The 12,697-nt window shown below is 68.2% G+C and carries 11 protein-coding genes and 1 pseudogene; 5 read left to right on the forward strand and 7 right to left on the reverse strand.

Annotated elements, in window-relative coordinates; translation table 11 throughout:
* Nucleotides 1–34: 34 nt before the first annotated feature.
* The 4 genes and pseudogenes from AB0I54_RS13090 to AB0I54_RS13105 all read right to left on the reverse strand — a co-directional run bounded on the left by AB0I54_RS13090 (nucleotide 35) and on the right by AB0I54_RS13105 (nucleotide 3,570).
* The gene (locus AB0I54_RS13090; RefSeq protein WP_363296025.1) at nucleotides 35–1,288 is read right to left on the reverse strand and encodes a hypothetical protein; all 1,254 of its coding nucleotides are present in this window, start codon (nucleotides 1,286–1,288) and stop codon (nucleotides 35–37) included.
* Nucleotides 1,289–1,346: 58 nt separating this feature from the next.
* Nucleotides 1,347–1,574, reverse strand: a pseudogene (locus tag AB0I54_RS13095) (hypothetical protein); the annotation flags it as partial.
* 26 nt (nucleotides 1,575–1,600) lie between these two features.
* Nucleotides 1,601–2,260: an NAD(P)H-dependent oxidoreductase gene (locus AB0I54_RS13100; protein WP_363296026.1), complete on the reverse strand. Its 660-nt coding sequence runs from the start codon at nucleotides 2,258–2,260 to the stop codon at nucleotides 1,601–1,603.
* Nucleotides 2,261–2,688: 428 nt separating this feature from the next.
* The gene (locus AB0I54_RS13105; RefSeq protein WP_363296027.1) at nucleotides 2,689–3,570 is read right to left on the reverse strand and encodes a LysR family transcriptional regulator; all 882 of its coding nucleotides are present in this window, start codon (nucleotides 3,568–3,570) and stop codon (nucleotides 2,689–2,691) included.
* 70 nt (nucleotides 3,571–3,640) lie between these two features.
* Between AB0I54_RS13105 and AB0I54_RS13110 the strand changes: the two genes are divergently transcribed.
* Genes AB0I54_RS13110 through AB0I54_RS13120 form a run of 3 tightly spaced genes read left to right on the forward strand, consistent with a single transcriptional unit; the run spans nucleotide 3,641 to nucleotide 6,218 of the window.
* Complete coding sequence (locus AB0I54_RS13110; RefSeq protein WP_363296028.1) at nucleotides 3,641–4,837, forward strand: thiolase family protein; 1,197 nt, start codon at nucleotides 3,641–3,643, stop codon at nucleotides 4,835–4,837.
* Nucleotides 4,834–5,529, forward strand: a complete 696-nt coding sequence (locus tag AB0I54_RS13115) for a 3-oxoacid CoA-transferase subunit A (RefSeq protein ID WP_363296029.1) — start codon at nucleotides 4,834–4,836, stop codon at nucleotides 5,527–5,529. Before AB0I54_RS13110 ends, AB0I54_RS13115 begins: the two co-directional genes overlap by 4 nt.
* Nucleotides 5,530–5,579: 50 nt before the next feature.
* Nucleotides 5,580–6,218 carry a 3-oxoacid CoA-transferase subunit B gene (locus AB0I54_RS13120; protein ID WP_363296086.1) on the forward strand — a complete coding sequence of 213 codons (639 nt, stop codon included), beginning with the start codon at nucleotides 5,580–5,582 and terminating at the stop codon, nucleotides 6,216–6,218.
* A 466-nt stretch (nucleotides 6,219–6,684) separates the two neighbouring features.
* On the opposite strand, the gene AB0I54_RS13125 is transcribed toward AB0I54_RS13120, so the two are convergent.
* The 3 genes from AB0I54_RS13125 to AB0I54_RS13135 form a co-directional block, all read right to left on the reverse strand.
* Entirely contained in the window at nucleotides 6,685–7,455 is a 771-nt protein-coding gene (locus tag AB0I54_RS13125; RefSeq protein WP_363296031.1) for an SDR family oxidoreductase, read from the reverse strand.
* Between the two features lie 27 nt (nucleotides 7,456–7,482).
* On the reverse strand, nucleotides 7,483–9,108 hold the full coding sequence (locus tag AB0I54_RS13130; protein ID WP_363296033.1) for an NAD(P)/FAD-dependent oxidoreductase: 1,626 nt from the start codon (nucleotides 9,106–9,108) through the stop codon (nucleotides 7,483–7,485).
* A gap of 114 nt (nucleotides 9,109–9,222) precedes the next feature.
* On the reverse strand, nucleotides 9,223–10,122 hold the full coding sequence (locus AB0I54_RS13135; RefSeq protein ID WP_363296034.1) for an alpha/beta hydrolase: 900 nt from the start codon (nucleotides 10,120–10,122) through the stop codon (nucleotides 9,223–9,225).
* Between the two features lie 351 nt (nucleotides 10,123–10,473).
* Between AB0I54_RS13135 and AB0I54_RS13140 the strand changes: the two genes are divergently transcribed.
* Both AB0I54_RS13140 and AB0I54_RS13145 read left to right on the forward strand, forming a co-directional pair.
* Nucleotides 10,474–11,649 (forward strand): substrate-binding domain-containing protein, encoded by a 1,176-nt coding sequence (locus tag AB0I54_RS13140; protein ID WP_363296035.1) that lies wholly within the window; start codon nucleotides 10,474–10,476, stop codon nucleotides 11,647–11,649.
* Nucleotides 11,650–11,863: 214 nt separating this feature from the next.
* Nucleotides 11,864–12,586, forward strand: coding sequence for a glucose 1-dehydrogenase (locus tag AB0I54_RS13145; protein WP_363296036.1), 723 nt, complete (start codon nucleotides 11,864–11,866; stop codon nucleotides 12,584–12,586).
* The last annotated feature ends 111 nt before the right edge of the window (nucleotides 12,587–12,697 follow it).

A 12,697-nucleotide genomic window follows, 5' to 3' on the forward strand; every position in this document is an offset into this window, starting at 1 on the left:
GGCCCGACGACCGAGTGGCCTGTGACAACACGTCCTAACGGCCGGCGCTCCGCACGAGGTCGACGAGATCGAAGCGGCGCCGGGCGGCCGACAGTTGCTCCCCCAAATCGGCCGCAGCGCGCCGGTACCCCGGCTCCTCCAGGATCCGCCGCACGCTGTTCAGCAGTCCCGCCGCAGTGATCTGCAAGGACCAGTGCCCGGCAAGCGCCGTCGACGGATGGACGGCGTCGTCGATCCGCCATTCGAGCGGACGGCGGTAGGCGGGGTACAGCATTCCCGCACCGTGCTGTTCGGCCCGTACCGCCCAGGCGGCCTCGGACGACGTCCAGGGCAGACACAACACGGGAACGGACCGCTCCAACGCGTGCACCAATGTGGTGCCCCCATGCGTGATCACCAGATCCGACTCGTCCAGCAGAGCCAGATACCGCTGCGCCGGAACCATGCCGAGGAACGCGTCACCGCTACGGAAGTACCGGGAGTACCGCGCGCCCCCCAGAACGGCGAACTCGACGTTGCGCTCGGCCCGCACCACCGCCGCGAGTGCCCGTGCGTAGGTCGACTCCGGCCGGTTGTTCCCCTCCGCCAGGTAGGAGACGACAAGCGGCTTACGACGCGGTCGGCGGCTCCGTGGTGTCGGCCCCGTCATGACGGGGCCTGTGTAGACATCGTTCGTGCGCTGCCGGAGCGGGTCCAGCGCGGGGCAGCTCGGTATGAGATTGAGGTCTCCCTCGAATGTCTCCCGCTCGTCCTGGTAGGGAGGCAGATCCCACTGCGCACGGCTGTGGTTGAAGCTCCGCAGACACTCCGGAACCGGACGGTCACCCAACTCGTGCAGCTTCCACGCACCGAGCGAGGGCCCTGAACGCAGACCGTGAGCCATCGCCAGGGAGACGACCGGAACGCGGGCCGCGTCCGCCGCGGTCCGGAGGGTGTCGTGGTAGTCGTTGATCGCCACATCGGGACGGAACGCTCGCAGAACCTCAAGCACGCGGCCCGTGTTGGCGGTGACGAAGTCCTGGTCGTCGAAGCCCAGAGCGAGGCGCCGCTGCGCGTGCCGGAAGGCGTGCGAATACACCGGCAGGGGCTTTGAAGGCCGCCGCACGCCCGGCCGGTTGTCCACCTCGGCGACATCGACCTCAGGAGCGAGCGCACGAACCCGGGCGGCCTTCGCCCTGCTGGAGATGATCAGACAGTGGTCGCCGCGTTCCTGCAGGAGTGTGGCCAGATGGGCCACCCGAGCCAGATGACCTTCCCCGCCGTCCCAGAAGGACAGGACTGTCCGCAAGACCGACACCCCCCGACGGTGATCGCCGACTGGCCGCTCCCATGATTTTGCACGGATGTCAGGTGATACGTAAGCGAGTTGGCTGTGCCGTATCGGGGATGCGTGCCCGCTGTGTTTCGCGCAGGACCGCCCAGGCATCCGCCACGGGGCCCACGTGCCCGAGCTTGTCGGGGTTGCTGACCGTGCGGATGGTCTGGATCCGCCCGTCGAGGATGTCCAGCGTCCAGGTGTTGAGGACCTCGCCGTCCCGGTCCCGGAAGATCGCGCCGGGCTGGCCGTTCAGCCGTCGCAGCGCCTCGTGGTGTCCCGGCGTCACGCCTCTGCGCGTTGGGTGATGGCCGCCTCGGTGCGGTCTCCCAGGAACTCGTACCACCGGCGTTCCAGACAGACGTAGCGCACGTCCGCTTCGACGAGGCTGAGGAATCCCGACACGGTCTCGGTGAGACGTTGCTGAAGCCCCGGGTCGGCCAGCGTCCCGTCCTCGGTGAAGGCCTGGTAGCTGTCGGCCAGGCTGAACATGTCCGGGTAGACGCGGGTACCTAGGTGTTCCAGGGGAATCCTCAGGGCCCACAGCCCGCGGTTCCCGCCGACCAGGGACGGCGAGGCGGAGACGAGCATCGCGTGCTTGGTCTTGAACGGCTGCGGCCGGACACGCGAGACCCAGTCGATCGCGTTCTTCAGCACTCCCGGCACGGAGGCGTTGTACTCCGGCGAGGAGATGACGACGGCGTCGCTCTGTTCGAGCCGGTCGCGAAGGGCGAGGGCGCCGGGCGGCAGCCCCTCGGTGGCTTCCACGTCGCCGTCGTACAGCGGCATGTCGAAGTCGCGCATGGCGGCGAGGTCGACGGTGGCACCGGTGTCGGAGATGAGCCGGGCCACGAGGGAGGCGAGGCGGGCGTTGGCCGAATCGGCCCGCAGTGCCGCGCCGAAGACCAGGACCCGCAGGGGGCCGGGGGACGTGTTCGTGGTCATGGGTCTGTCCTTCCGTCGTAGTCACACGCGTCCAACGGGGTGCCCCACTGACCAGTGTGGTTCCGAGACGGCCGCTGTGCGACCGCCAGCCCGGCGCCGGCCGGGCCGACGGTCGGACGCTCGCTCCGGAGCGCCGGGTGTGGGCGCCGGGGAGAGCCGGGTGGGAGGTCGATGCCGAGGTGGCCCGGCTGGAGGCAGCAGAGGTGGTGATCGGGCAGTACATCGAGGCCGAGCGGAGCGGGCAGGCCGACGACCGGCCGTGGCCGAGGAATTGGAGCGAGTCACGACTCCGGGTGCGGGCGAGATGCTGCTGGTCCCGCACCGCTGGCCGGGCATGGACGAGAGCACGCCGAAGCCGTCGCCACCTGGACCAACGGTCCGTGCCGCCCGGAGGCTCGTGAGCTGCTGACGGCGTACGGGCCCGCCGCTCAAAAGAGCCGGCGAATGACCTCAACCGCGCGAGCCAGGTGAGGTTCGTTGCGGTCGGCGCGGTGGGCGACGGCCAGTTCGATCGCCGCCGTCGGGCGCACCAGGGGCCGGTAGACGACACCGTCGAGCGCGAGCGCGGTCACCGGCTCGGGCACGACCGCGACTCCGAGGCCGCCGGCGACGAGGGTGATGAGCGTCGAGGTCTCCCCGACCTCGTGCCGGATGTGCGGCTCGACGCCGGCGTCTCGCAGGACACCGAGCACGACATCGTGCATCACCGAGTGGCGGCCCGCCGAGTGCATGATCAGGTCGATTCCGGCGAGGTCGGCGGCGCTCACCCGGGTCTTCGCTGCGAGTGGATGCTCGGCCGGGAGTGCCACCACGAGGCGGTCCTGGCGCAGGGTGTGGACGGCGAGGGACGGGTCGGCCGTGGGCGGGCGCAGCAGGGCCACGTCGATCGCGCCGCTGCGCAGCGCGTCCACCTGATCCGGGGCGAGCATCTCCCCGCGGAAGGAGAAGTCGATGCCCGGCAGTTCGGTGGCGAGGTGACGCGACAGCGTCGGCAGCAGGCTGTACGTCGCCGAGCCGACGCAGCCAAGGGTGAGGTGACCGACCGAACCGGCGGCGACCCGGCGGGCGTGGTGGGCGGCCTGGTCGACCTCGGTGAGAATCGCCCGTACCCGGTCGAGGTAGGCGCGGCCGGCGTCGGTGAGGTCGACCCGACGTGTGGTGCGGTGGAACAGAGTGACGCCGAGCTCATCCTCGAGCTGCCGGATCGCCTTCGAGAGCGGCGGCTGTGCCATGTGGAGCCGCTCGGCTGCCCGCCCGAAGTGGCGCTCTTCCGCGACCGCGACGAAGTAGCGGAGCTGGCGCAGATCCATAGTTTCAGCATCTCAATCGACGTCGATATTGGTATTTCACAGTATCGGCGGTGCGGTCTAGCGTCGAGCCATGAACAGTGCATTCCTCTACGCCGCCACGCGGACACCGTTCGGCAAGTTCAACGGCGCGCTGGCCAACATCCGGCCCGACGATCTGGCCGCCACCGCGATCAGCGGCGTGCTCGCCCAGGCGCCGTCGCTGGATCCCGCCGCCATCGACGAGGTCGTCTGGGGCAACGCCAACGGCGCCGGCGAGGAGAACCGCAACGTCGGCCGGATGGCTGCGCTGCTGGCCGGTCTGCCGACCAGCGTGCCCGCCACGACGGTCAACCGGCTGTGCGGTTCGAGCCTGGACGCGGCGATGGCCGGCTCCCGCACGATCGAGACGGGCGACGCCGACATCGTTCTCGTGGGCGGTGTCGAGTCGATGACGCGGGCGCCGTGGGTGCTGCCCAAGCCGTCGCGGGCATTCCCGGCGGGTGACGTCACAGCGGTGTCGACGACACTGGGCTGGCGGCTGGTCAACCCGCGGATGCCGAAGGAATGGACCGTCTCGCTGGGAGAGTGCAACGAGCAGCTCCAGGAGCGCTTCGGCATCTCCCGCGAGCGCCAGGACGAGTTCGCCGTGCGCTCCCACCGCCTCGCGCACCAGGCGTGGGCGGACGGCTTCTACGACGCGCTGGTCACCCCGGTCGGCGACCTGGTCCGCGACGAGGGCATCCGCGCGGACTCGAACACCGAGAAGCTCGCCGGGCTCAAGCCGTCGTTCCGGCCGGACGGCACCATCACCGCGGGCAATGCCTCCCCGCTCTCCGACGGCGGCTCCGCGGTGATCCTCGGTAGCGAGTCGGCGGCAGCGACCATCGGCCGCGACCCGGTCGCCCGGATCATCGGCAGAGGCGCGATGGCGCTGGATCCGCAGGAATTCGGCTACGCCCCGGTCGAGGCCGCCGGCCGAGCGCTCGCCCGCGCCGGGATCACCTGGGACCAGGTCGGTGCGGTCGAGCTCAACGAGGCGTTCGCGGTGCAGTCACTGGCCTGCATCGACGCCTGGCTCAAGGACGGCCTGCGCGATCCCGGGATCGTCAACCAGCGCGGTGGGGCCATTGCGATCGGGCACCCGCTGGGCGCCTCCGGCGGCCGGATCCTCGGGACCCTGGCCGTGGTCCTGAAGGAACGCCGCGAGCGGTACGGCGTGGCCGCGATCTGCATCGGCGTAGGCCAGGCGCTGGCCGTCGTCCTGGAGAACCTGGAGGTGTCGAAGTGAGCCGCACCGCTGTGCTGGATTCGACCGACGAGGCCGTCGCCGGGATCGAGGACGGCTCCACTGTCCTGGTCGGCGGCTTCGGCCTGGCCGGGATGCCGTTCGACCTCATCGACGCCCTCATCCGGCAGGGCGCGAAGGACCTCACGATCGTCTCCAACAACGCCGGAAACGGCGACGTCGGACTGGCGGCACTGCTCGCGGCCGGCCGGGTCCGCAAGGTGCTGTGCTCCTTTCCGCGGCAGGTCGACTCCTACGTCTTCGACGCGCTCTACCACGAGGGGAAGATCGAGCTCGAGGTGGTGCCCCAGGGCAACCTCGCCGAGCGGATGCGGGCCGCCGGCGCCGGGATCGGCGCGTTCTACTGCCCGACCGCGGTCGGCACCCCGCTCGCCGAGGGCAAGGAGGTGCGCACCATCGACGGACGCGACTACCTGCTGGAGTATCCGATCAAGGGCGACTACGCGCTCATCTCCGCGCACGAGGCCGACGCGATGGGCAACCTCGTCTACCGCAAGACCGCCCGCAACTTCGGCCCGGTGATGGCGACCGCCGCCACCACCACGGTCGTCCAGGTCGACGAGGTCGTCCCGCTCGGCGGGCTCGACCCGGAGGCGGTCGTCACGCCGTCCATATACGTCGACCGCATCGTCCCGGTCAAGACCCGCCACTACACCGTCCAGGGGGCACGATGACCACCGACACCACCGCCGCGACACCCTCGGCGTCCGCGGGCGAGGCGCCGATGACCGTCGACCATCTGCTCAGCATGGACGAGGTGGCCGCCGTGATCGCACGGGACATCCCGGCCGGCGCGTTCGTCAACCTTGGCATCGGTCAGCCCACCAAGATCGCCGACCACCTGCCGGAGGAACTCGGCGTCGTCCTCCACACCGAGAACGGCATGCTCGGCATGGGGCCGAAGGCCGAGGGCGCCCGGATCGACCCCGACCTCACCAACGCCGGCAAGGTCCCGGTCACCGAGCTCCCAGGGGCGGCGTACTTCCACCACGCCGACTCCTTCGCCATGATGCGCGGCGGTCACCTGGACGTCTGTGTGCTCGGTGCCTACCAGGTCTCCGAGCACGGTGACCTGGCCAACTGGCACACCGGCAAGCCGGGCGACATTCCCGCCGTCGGCGGCGCGATGGACCTCGCCATCGGAGCCAAGGACGTCTACGTGATGATGACGCTCTTCACGAAGACCGGTGCGCCCAAACTGGTCCGGCAGTGCACCTACCCGCTCACCGGCATCGGCTGCGTCAGCCGGGTCTACACCGAGGTCGCCACCTTCGACCTGCGGCCCGACGGTGTCCATGTGCTGGAGACCTACGGCATGACCCTCGACGAGCTGCGCTCACTCCTCGACGTCGAGCTGTTCTGACTTCCTCAGGCCCGCACCTGACGCTCCGGTTCCTGTGATCGTCTCCTACAACGGCCGCCCGTTCCGCTCCTTCCCCTCCCCTCAGAGGCGTTTGTCGCCACCTGCCCCGAGTTGCGTCACGTGCGCAGCCGGGGCAGAACGGTTTCCGCGAGTGCGGCCTCGGCTCCCTGAAGTCGACCAGGTCGGCAGCGATGGGGGAGTGGCCTTCAGCGCCGGTTGTCGGCGGAGCGCGAGTTGCGCGTGGATGCAGGCACGCAAGCCGGACTCGGGGGACAGGCAGGACCCGGGTGGCCGGCTGCACCGGCAGCCCCTGGGAGGCCACTACGGCGATGGCCTCGAACCGCCTTTTGGTGGCACCACCTTCCCCAGCAGCGCTGTGAGCTCACTCTGCTCGGCGCTGGTCGAACGCACGACAGCGTCGGCCCCTCTCCAAGTGCTTCGGAGAAGGGCCGACGCCAATGGCTGATCAGCGTGCCGTGTAGCCGCCGTCGATCGGCAGGTTCACGCCCGTCACCCAGTCCGCTTCGTCCGAAGCCAGGTAAAGGACCCCGTAGGCGACATCGAGCGGACGACCCAGCCGACGCAGAGACTGGTTCCCCGTCATGTATTCCTCATAGGCCGGCAGACCGCCGGGGAACTCAGCCGCGATGCCCTCGACCAGCGGGGTCAGGACCGTGCTCGGGTGTACCGAGTTCACGCGAATGTTGTACTTGCCGTAGCTGGCCGCGTCCTGCTTGGTCTGCATCGAGACCGCGCCCTTGGCAACGTGGTACGCCGTGAACTCGTCGTTCCCGATCATCCCGTAGATGGACGAGTAGTTGACGATGCTGCCCTTGCCCCGCTCGATCATGTGCGGGATGGCATGCTTGGTGCAGAAGAAGACGCCCTTCACATCGACGGCGAACAGAGCGTCCCACTCGGCCTCGGTGAGTTCGTGAGTCGGCTTGTCGACGCCGATGATGCCGGCGCAGTTGACGAGGATGTCGAGACCGCCGAACTCCTCTGCCGCTGCGTCGATCACCGACTTCGCCTCGGCCTCCCGGGCGACATTCAGGCTCCAGAACTCCGCGGTCCCGCCTGCCGCGCGGATCTCCGCCACGACCTCTTTGCCCTTGGCCTCGTCCAGGTCCGTGACGGCCACCTTGGCGCCCTCGACCGCGAACAGCTCCGCGGTCGCTCGGCCCATGCCCATCGCGGCCCCGGTGACCAGGGCGACCTTGTTCTCCAGACGTCCCATGCCGATTTCCCTTTCCCTGTTCAGCTCTCAGGCCTCGACCGACTGGTTGGCAAGGAAGGAGCGGTAGCCGTCGGCCTCAGCTGCACGGCAGAACTGCTGATACACCTGTCCGCCGCCCATGTAGACCTGGAACTCCTCCGGCTTGCCGGGGAGGTTGTCGCCCAGGAACCATGCCTTGGCCTTCTTGCCCTCGGAGTACATGACGGTGGCCTTGCCGGCCCGCTCGGTCTCCTCCATCCACCAGGTCTCCGACTCGGGGGTGGCCTCGAGGAACGGAACGTCGTTCTCACGCGCCCACGCGATGGCCCTCTGGAGCCACTGGGCACCGAGCTGGATCGGGACCGGCAGGTTCGAGTACGGCGTCTGCGGGCCGAGGGACATGAAGAAGTTCGGGAAGCCGTTGGCGTTGATGCCGAGGTTCGACTTCAGGCCGTCGGCGAGCCACTTCTCGCGCAGCGTGCGGCCACCGCGACCCACGATGTCGATGTTGGTCAGGGTGCCGGTCATGGCGTCGAAGCCAGTGGCGAAAATCAGCACGTCGAGCTCGTACTCGGTGTCGCCGACCACCACGCCGCGCTCGGAGATCCGGCTGATCGGCTGCGACGCGACATCGACGAGGTGCACGTTCGGCCTGTTGAACGCCGCGTAGTAGTTGTGGCCGGTCGGGACGCGCTTGCCGTTGAACGAGTAGGTGGTCGGCGAGAGAAGGTCGGCGACGGCCTGGTCCTCGACGATCTCGTGGATCTTCTTGCGGATGAACTCCGAGGCGAGCTCGCTGGCCTCATGGCTGGTGGCCAGATCGTTGAAGCACTCGTTGGCAAAGTGGAATCCGCCCTCGTTCCACTTGCTCTCGAAGATCCGGTCGCGCTCCTGCGCGGAGACCTCGAGGGCGCTGTGCTCGGCCGGCTCCATCGCGACGCCGAAGGGGTGGTTCGCCGCCTTCTCGTAGATCTCGTCGTAGTGGTCACGCAGGTAGGCCATGTCCTGCTCGGTCACCGGGTCGTTCGTGGTCTCGACGATGAAGTTCGGCGTGCGCTGGAAGACGTAGAAGTCGCCGGCGACCTTGGCGACCTCAGGCACCATCTGGATGCCGGAGGCACCCAGCCCGATGATGCCGACACGCTTGCCGGTCAGGTCCGCGCCGCCGCGGGGCCACATCGAGGAGTGGTACTTCTCGCCCTGGAACGCGTCAATGCCGTCGATGGCAGGGAAGATCGCCTGCGAGAGGACGCCCATGCCGGAGACGAGGTAGGTCGTGGTCAGGGTGCTGCCGTCGCCGAGGTGGACGGTCCACGTGTTCGCATCCTCGTCGTAGACGGCCTTGTTCACGCGGGTGGACAGACGGATGTCCTTGCGCAGGTCGAGCCGGTCGGCGACGAAGTTGAGGTACTCCAGGACCTCCGCGCCGGCCGGGTACCGCTCGGTCCAGCTCCACTCCTCGCGAACCTCCTTGGAGAAGGAGAAGGAGTAGTAGCTGTACTCGCTGTCGGTGCGGACGCCGGGGTACCGGTTGACCCACCAGGTGCCGCCGATGCCGTCCTCGCCGTCTACCACGAGGGTCGAAAGACCGATCTCGCGCAGGTGGTGGAGCATTGCCAGGCCGGAGAAACCGGCGCCGATGACGATGGCGTCGTAGTCGGGCTTGCTGGTCATGTGTGTGTCGGTCCTTTCACCGAGTGATGACAGATGGGCACTCAGGGGGGAGCGCGCAGCAGGGAAGGCGGATGTCCCGGTCAGAGGTCTCGCCAGGGCTCCGGCAGGTCCTGGTCAGGACCGGTACCAGGCGGCCATGGAGGCGATCTCCTCGTCGGCGCGCGCGAGGCGCCCGGCCTGGAACGGGAAGACGTGCTGCATGCCCTTGCCGATGGAGAACGTCACGTCGACGCCGGCGTTCTTGGCCAGGTCGACCAGGCGCTCGGAGTCCTCGAAGAGGGATTCGGTGTCGGCTGCGCAGACGTAGAGGCGCGGGAACCCCTCATAGGTGGCGTAGAGCGGGTTGACGTACGGGTCCGTCGGGTCCGCGCCCCCGGAGAGGTACCGGCCGATGTTCCCGGCGAGGCCTTCCCGTGTGATCAGGAAGTCCGTGTCGTTGTTGGTCTCGATCGTGGCGCCGGTGTTCTCCATGTTCAGCCACGGCGACATCGTCAGGACGCGTCCGGGCAGCGGGCGGCCGTCGCGACGCAGCGTGAGTGTCATCGCGACCGCGAGGTTCCCGCCGGCGCTGTCGCCGACGAAGCACACGTCGTCGGCCTTGATGCCCTGGTCCAGGAGGGCCTGGTAGACAGCGAGGCCGTCCTCGATCTGCGCCGGGAACGGGAACTCCGGCGCGAGCCGGAAGTCGAGAACGAACGCATGGGTTCCGCAGGCCTTGGCCAGGTGCCCGGCGAGCTTGCGGTGGCTGGCGGAGGATCCGAGCGCGAACCCTCCGCCGTGCATGACCACCATCACCTGAGAGGGATCCGCATCGACCGGGGTCACGAGGACGCCCGGTACGCCACCGATGGTGGTCGTGGCGTAGGTGACCCCTTCGGGTTCAGTGGTCGCTCGCTGCCAGTCCTCGAAGACCCAGCGCATCAGCTGGAGCGACATCTGCGGGTTGGCCTCGAATTCCACGCTCCACTCGGCGTAGATCTCCCCGAGCGGGTCTGAAGGACGGGAAAGGGGCATCGGTGCTCCTCGACGTCAGGGTTGGTGGTGGCTGTTCGTCGGGCCGACAGACAGCTGACCCGGCCAGTCGAGGATCACCGCGCCCAGGCGTCGAAGGTGAACGGTGTCACAAAATGAGGCACCGCCGTCTCACAGTGACTCGCGTCATACGGTCCTGCTCGCGACAGCCTTCTGCCAAGCCCTCACCGAGCCCGTTTCCATCACCCAGGCGTTCACGTCACTCCGGTCACGCCGGCGATCCCGCCCATCGGAGTCGCACCAGGTTCCGCGCTCTTTGGGCTCGGTGCTTGCGCACACCTGGTGCTCTCGGGCCTGCGAGGTCCTTCACAGCTCTCGACGAGGAGACATTCCATGCACATCAAGAAGCGGCCCGTCGCGGCGGCCGGCGTCGCAGCTGCCATGGCCATGGCGCTGAGCGCCTGCGGGGGTCTGTCCACCAGTTCCACCGGCTCCGGTGGCTCCGGTGGTTCCGGCGCGTCGGTCGGCTCCGACGGCCCGTGGCCGACCGTGAAGGTGGGCGGTGTCGGCGTGCAGGCCGACATCCCGGACATCAGCAAGTTCTGCGGCACCAAGCCGATCAAGGTGGGCTACGCCGACGGCAACAACAACAACACCTGGCGCAAGGCCACGATCGCGCTCTTCAAGGCCCAGGCGGCCAAGTGCTCGAACATCACCCAGGTCGTGGTGACCGATGCGCAGAACAACACCCAGAAGGCGATCTCGGACATCAACTCGATGGTCGCCCAGGGCGTCAACGTGATCGTCACGTTCGGCGACGCCGGGCAGGCCCTCCTGCCGACCGTCCAGAAGGCGACCGCGGCCGGCGTGGCAGTCGTGCCGATCGTCTCCGGCATCGGCGGTACACCGGGCAAGGACTACGTCGACTTCGTCTCCGAGAACGTCGAGACGTACGGCAAGAACCTCGCCGACTGGACCGCCAAGGCGATGCACGGCAAGGGCAACCTGGTCATGCTGGGCGGTGTCGCCGGCAGCGCCTACTCCCAGACCGTCTACGACGGCGTCAAGAAGGCGGTCGCAGAGCATCCCGGCGTGCACCTGCTGAACGCGGACGGGTACGTCGCCACCGACTGGGACGTGAGCAAGACGCAGCAGGTCGTGGCCGGTCTCATCACGAAGTACGGCAAGATCGACGGCATCGTCTCCGACTTCGGCGGCGGTTCGGTCGGCGGTATTCGCGCGTTCATCGCCGCGGACAAGCCTCTGCCGGTCTGGGCGGCCAATGACTCCAATGAGTTCGCCTCCCTCTGGTACCAGTACCACAAGCGGTACCCGAGCTATCAGATCGCGACCGAGTCTTCCCGCAACTGGGTCGTCCAGGCTGCTCTGAACAAGGGCCTCGCGGCCTACAACGGCATCACCGACACCTCGCCCTCGACGTACAACCTGGAGATCATCGAGGACTCGACCAACCCGAAGATGATGCCGAAGTACGACAAGTCGCTGCCGGCTGACGCGATCCTCTCCTCCGGCCTGACCACCGACCAGATCAAGGCTCTTTACAAGTAGCCCCGTAGCAGCCCGGTCGGCTTTCGGGCCATCTCGGCCAGACCACCGCCACGTTCACAGACAGAACCGGCCGCAGCTCTGGCATTCCCAGCAGGTGCCCGGGCCTCCACCAGTCCCTGGAAGGCCCGGGCACCTCATCTCACCGCTTTTCCCGACCGTTTTCCCGCACGAGATCCGAACAACGCAGCGGCGTACGGATATCCGAGGAGCATCCATGAACCGACTCGAGGGTAAGGTCGGCATCGTCACCGGCGCCTCGCGAGGCATCGGCCACGCGATCGTCGATGCCATGGCAGCCGAGGGCGCGGCCGTCATCGCGACCAGCCGCGCTGCCGCCGACGACTCATTCGGCGCCGGCGTCACCTATACGAGCCTTGACGTGGCCCGCGAAGCCGACTGGCAGCGTGTGATCACCGAGGTCATCGACCGCCACGGGCGCGTCGACTTCCTCGTCAACAACGCCGGCATCATCGCCTATGAAACCGTCCACGAACTCACCAGTGAGGAGTGGAACCGGGTCGTCGCGGTCAACCAGACCGGCACCTGGCTCGGGATGCGCGAGGTGATCCCACAGATGATCACCCAGGGCGGCGGCAGCATCATCAACGTGTCCTCGATCTGGGGCAGCGCCGCTGTCGCCGGTGCGCACGCCTACCACGCGACCAAGGGCGCGGTGCGCAACATGTCGAAGAGCGCCGCCGTCAGCTACGCCAAGGAACGCGTGCGCGTGAACTCGGTTCATCCCGGTTTCATCTGGACCCCACTGACCGAGGCACAGGCCCCGGAGGTGAACGAGTACGTCATCTCCCAGACCCCGATGGGTCGCGCTGGACGACCCGAGGAGATCGCCGCCGGAGTCGTCTTCCTCGCCTCCGACGAGGCCAGCTTCGTGACCGGTTCCGAGCTCGTCATCGACGGCGGCTACCTCGCCCAGTAATGGGCCCATCAGCGGGCCGAGGCGCCGGCCCGACCACTCGGGTGTGCGCCCCTCAACATCTTCCAGGAGTCCGACGTGACCAACTTCGGCAGCAACGGACCTGAGACTCAG

Origin of the sequence: Streptomyces sp. NPDC050625, assembly GCF_040654755.1 — a bacterium.
Taxonomy (GTDB): domain Bacteria; phylum Actinomycetota; class Actinomycetes; order Streptomycetales; family Streptomycetaceae; genus Streptomyces.

Coding starts and splice junctions, on each gene's coding strand:
- AB0I54_RS13120 (WP_363296086.1), top strand. CDS start 5,580: ATGACCGTCGACCATCTGCTCAGCATGGACGAGGTGGCCGCCGTGATC.
- AB0I54_RS13110 (WP_363296028.1), top strand. CDS start 3,641: ATGAACAGTGCATTCCTCTACGCCGCCACGCGGACACCGTTCGGCAAG.
- AB0I54_RS13100 (WP_363296026.1), bottom strand. CDS start 2,260: ATGACCACGAACACGTCCCCCGGCCCCCTGCGGGTCCTGGTCTTCGGC.
- AB0I54_RS13130 (WP_363296033.1), bottom strand. CDS start 9,108: ATGACCAGCAAGCCCGACTACGACGCCATCGTCATCGGCGCCGGTTTC.
- AB0I54_RS13140 (WP_363296035.1), top strand. CDS start 10,474: ATGCACATCAAGAAGCGGCCCGTCGCGGCGGCCGGCGTCGCAGCTGCC.
- AB0I54_RS13145 (WP_363296036.1), top strand. CDS start 11,864: ATGAACCGACTCGAGGGTAAGGTCGGCATCGTCACCGGCGCCTCGCGA.
- AB0I54_RS13105 (WP_363296027.1), bottom strand. CDS start 3,570: ATGGATCTGCGCCAGCTCCGCTACTTCGTCGCGGTCGCGGAAGAGCGC.
- AB0I54_RS13125 (WP_363296031.1), bottom strand. CDS start 7,455: ATGGGACGTCTGGAGAACAAGGTCGCCCTGGTCACCGGGGCCGCGATG.
- AB0I54_RS13135 (WP_363296034.1), bottom strand. CDS start 10,122: ATGCCCCTTTCCCGTCCTTCAGACCCGCTCGGGGAGATCTACGCCGAG.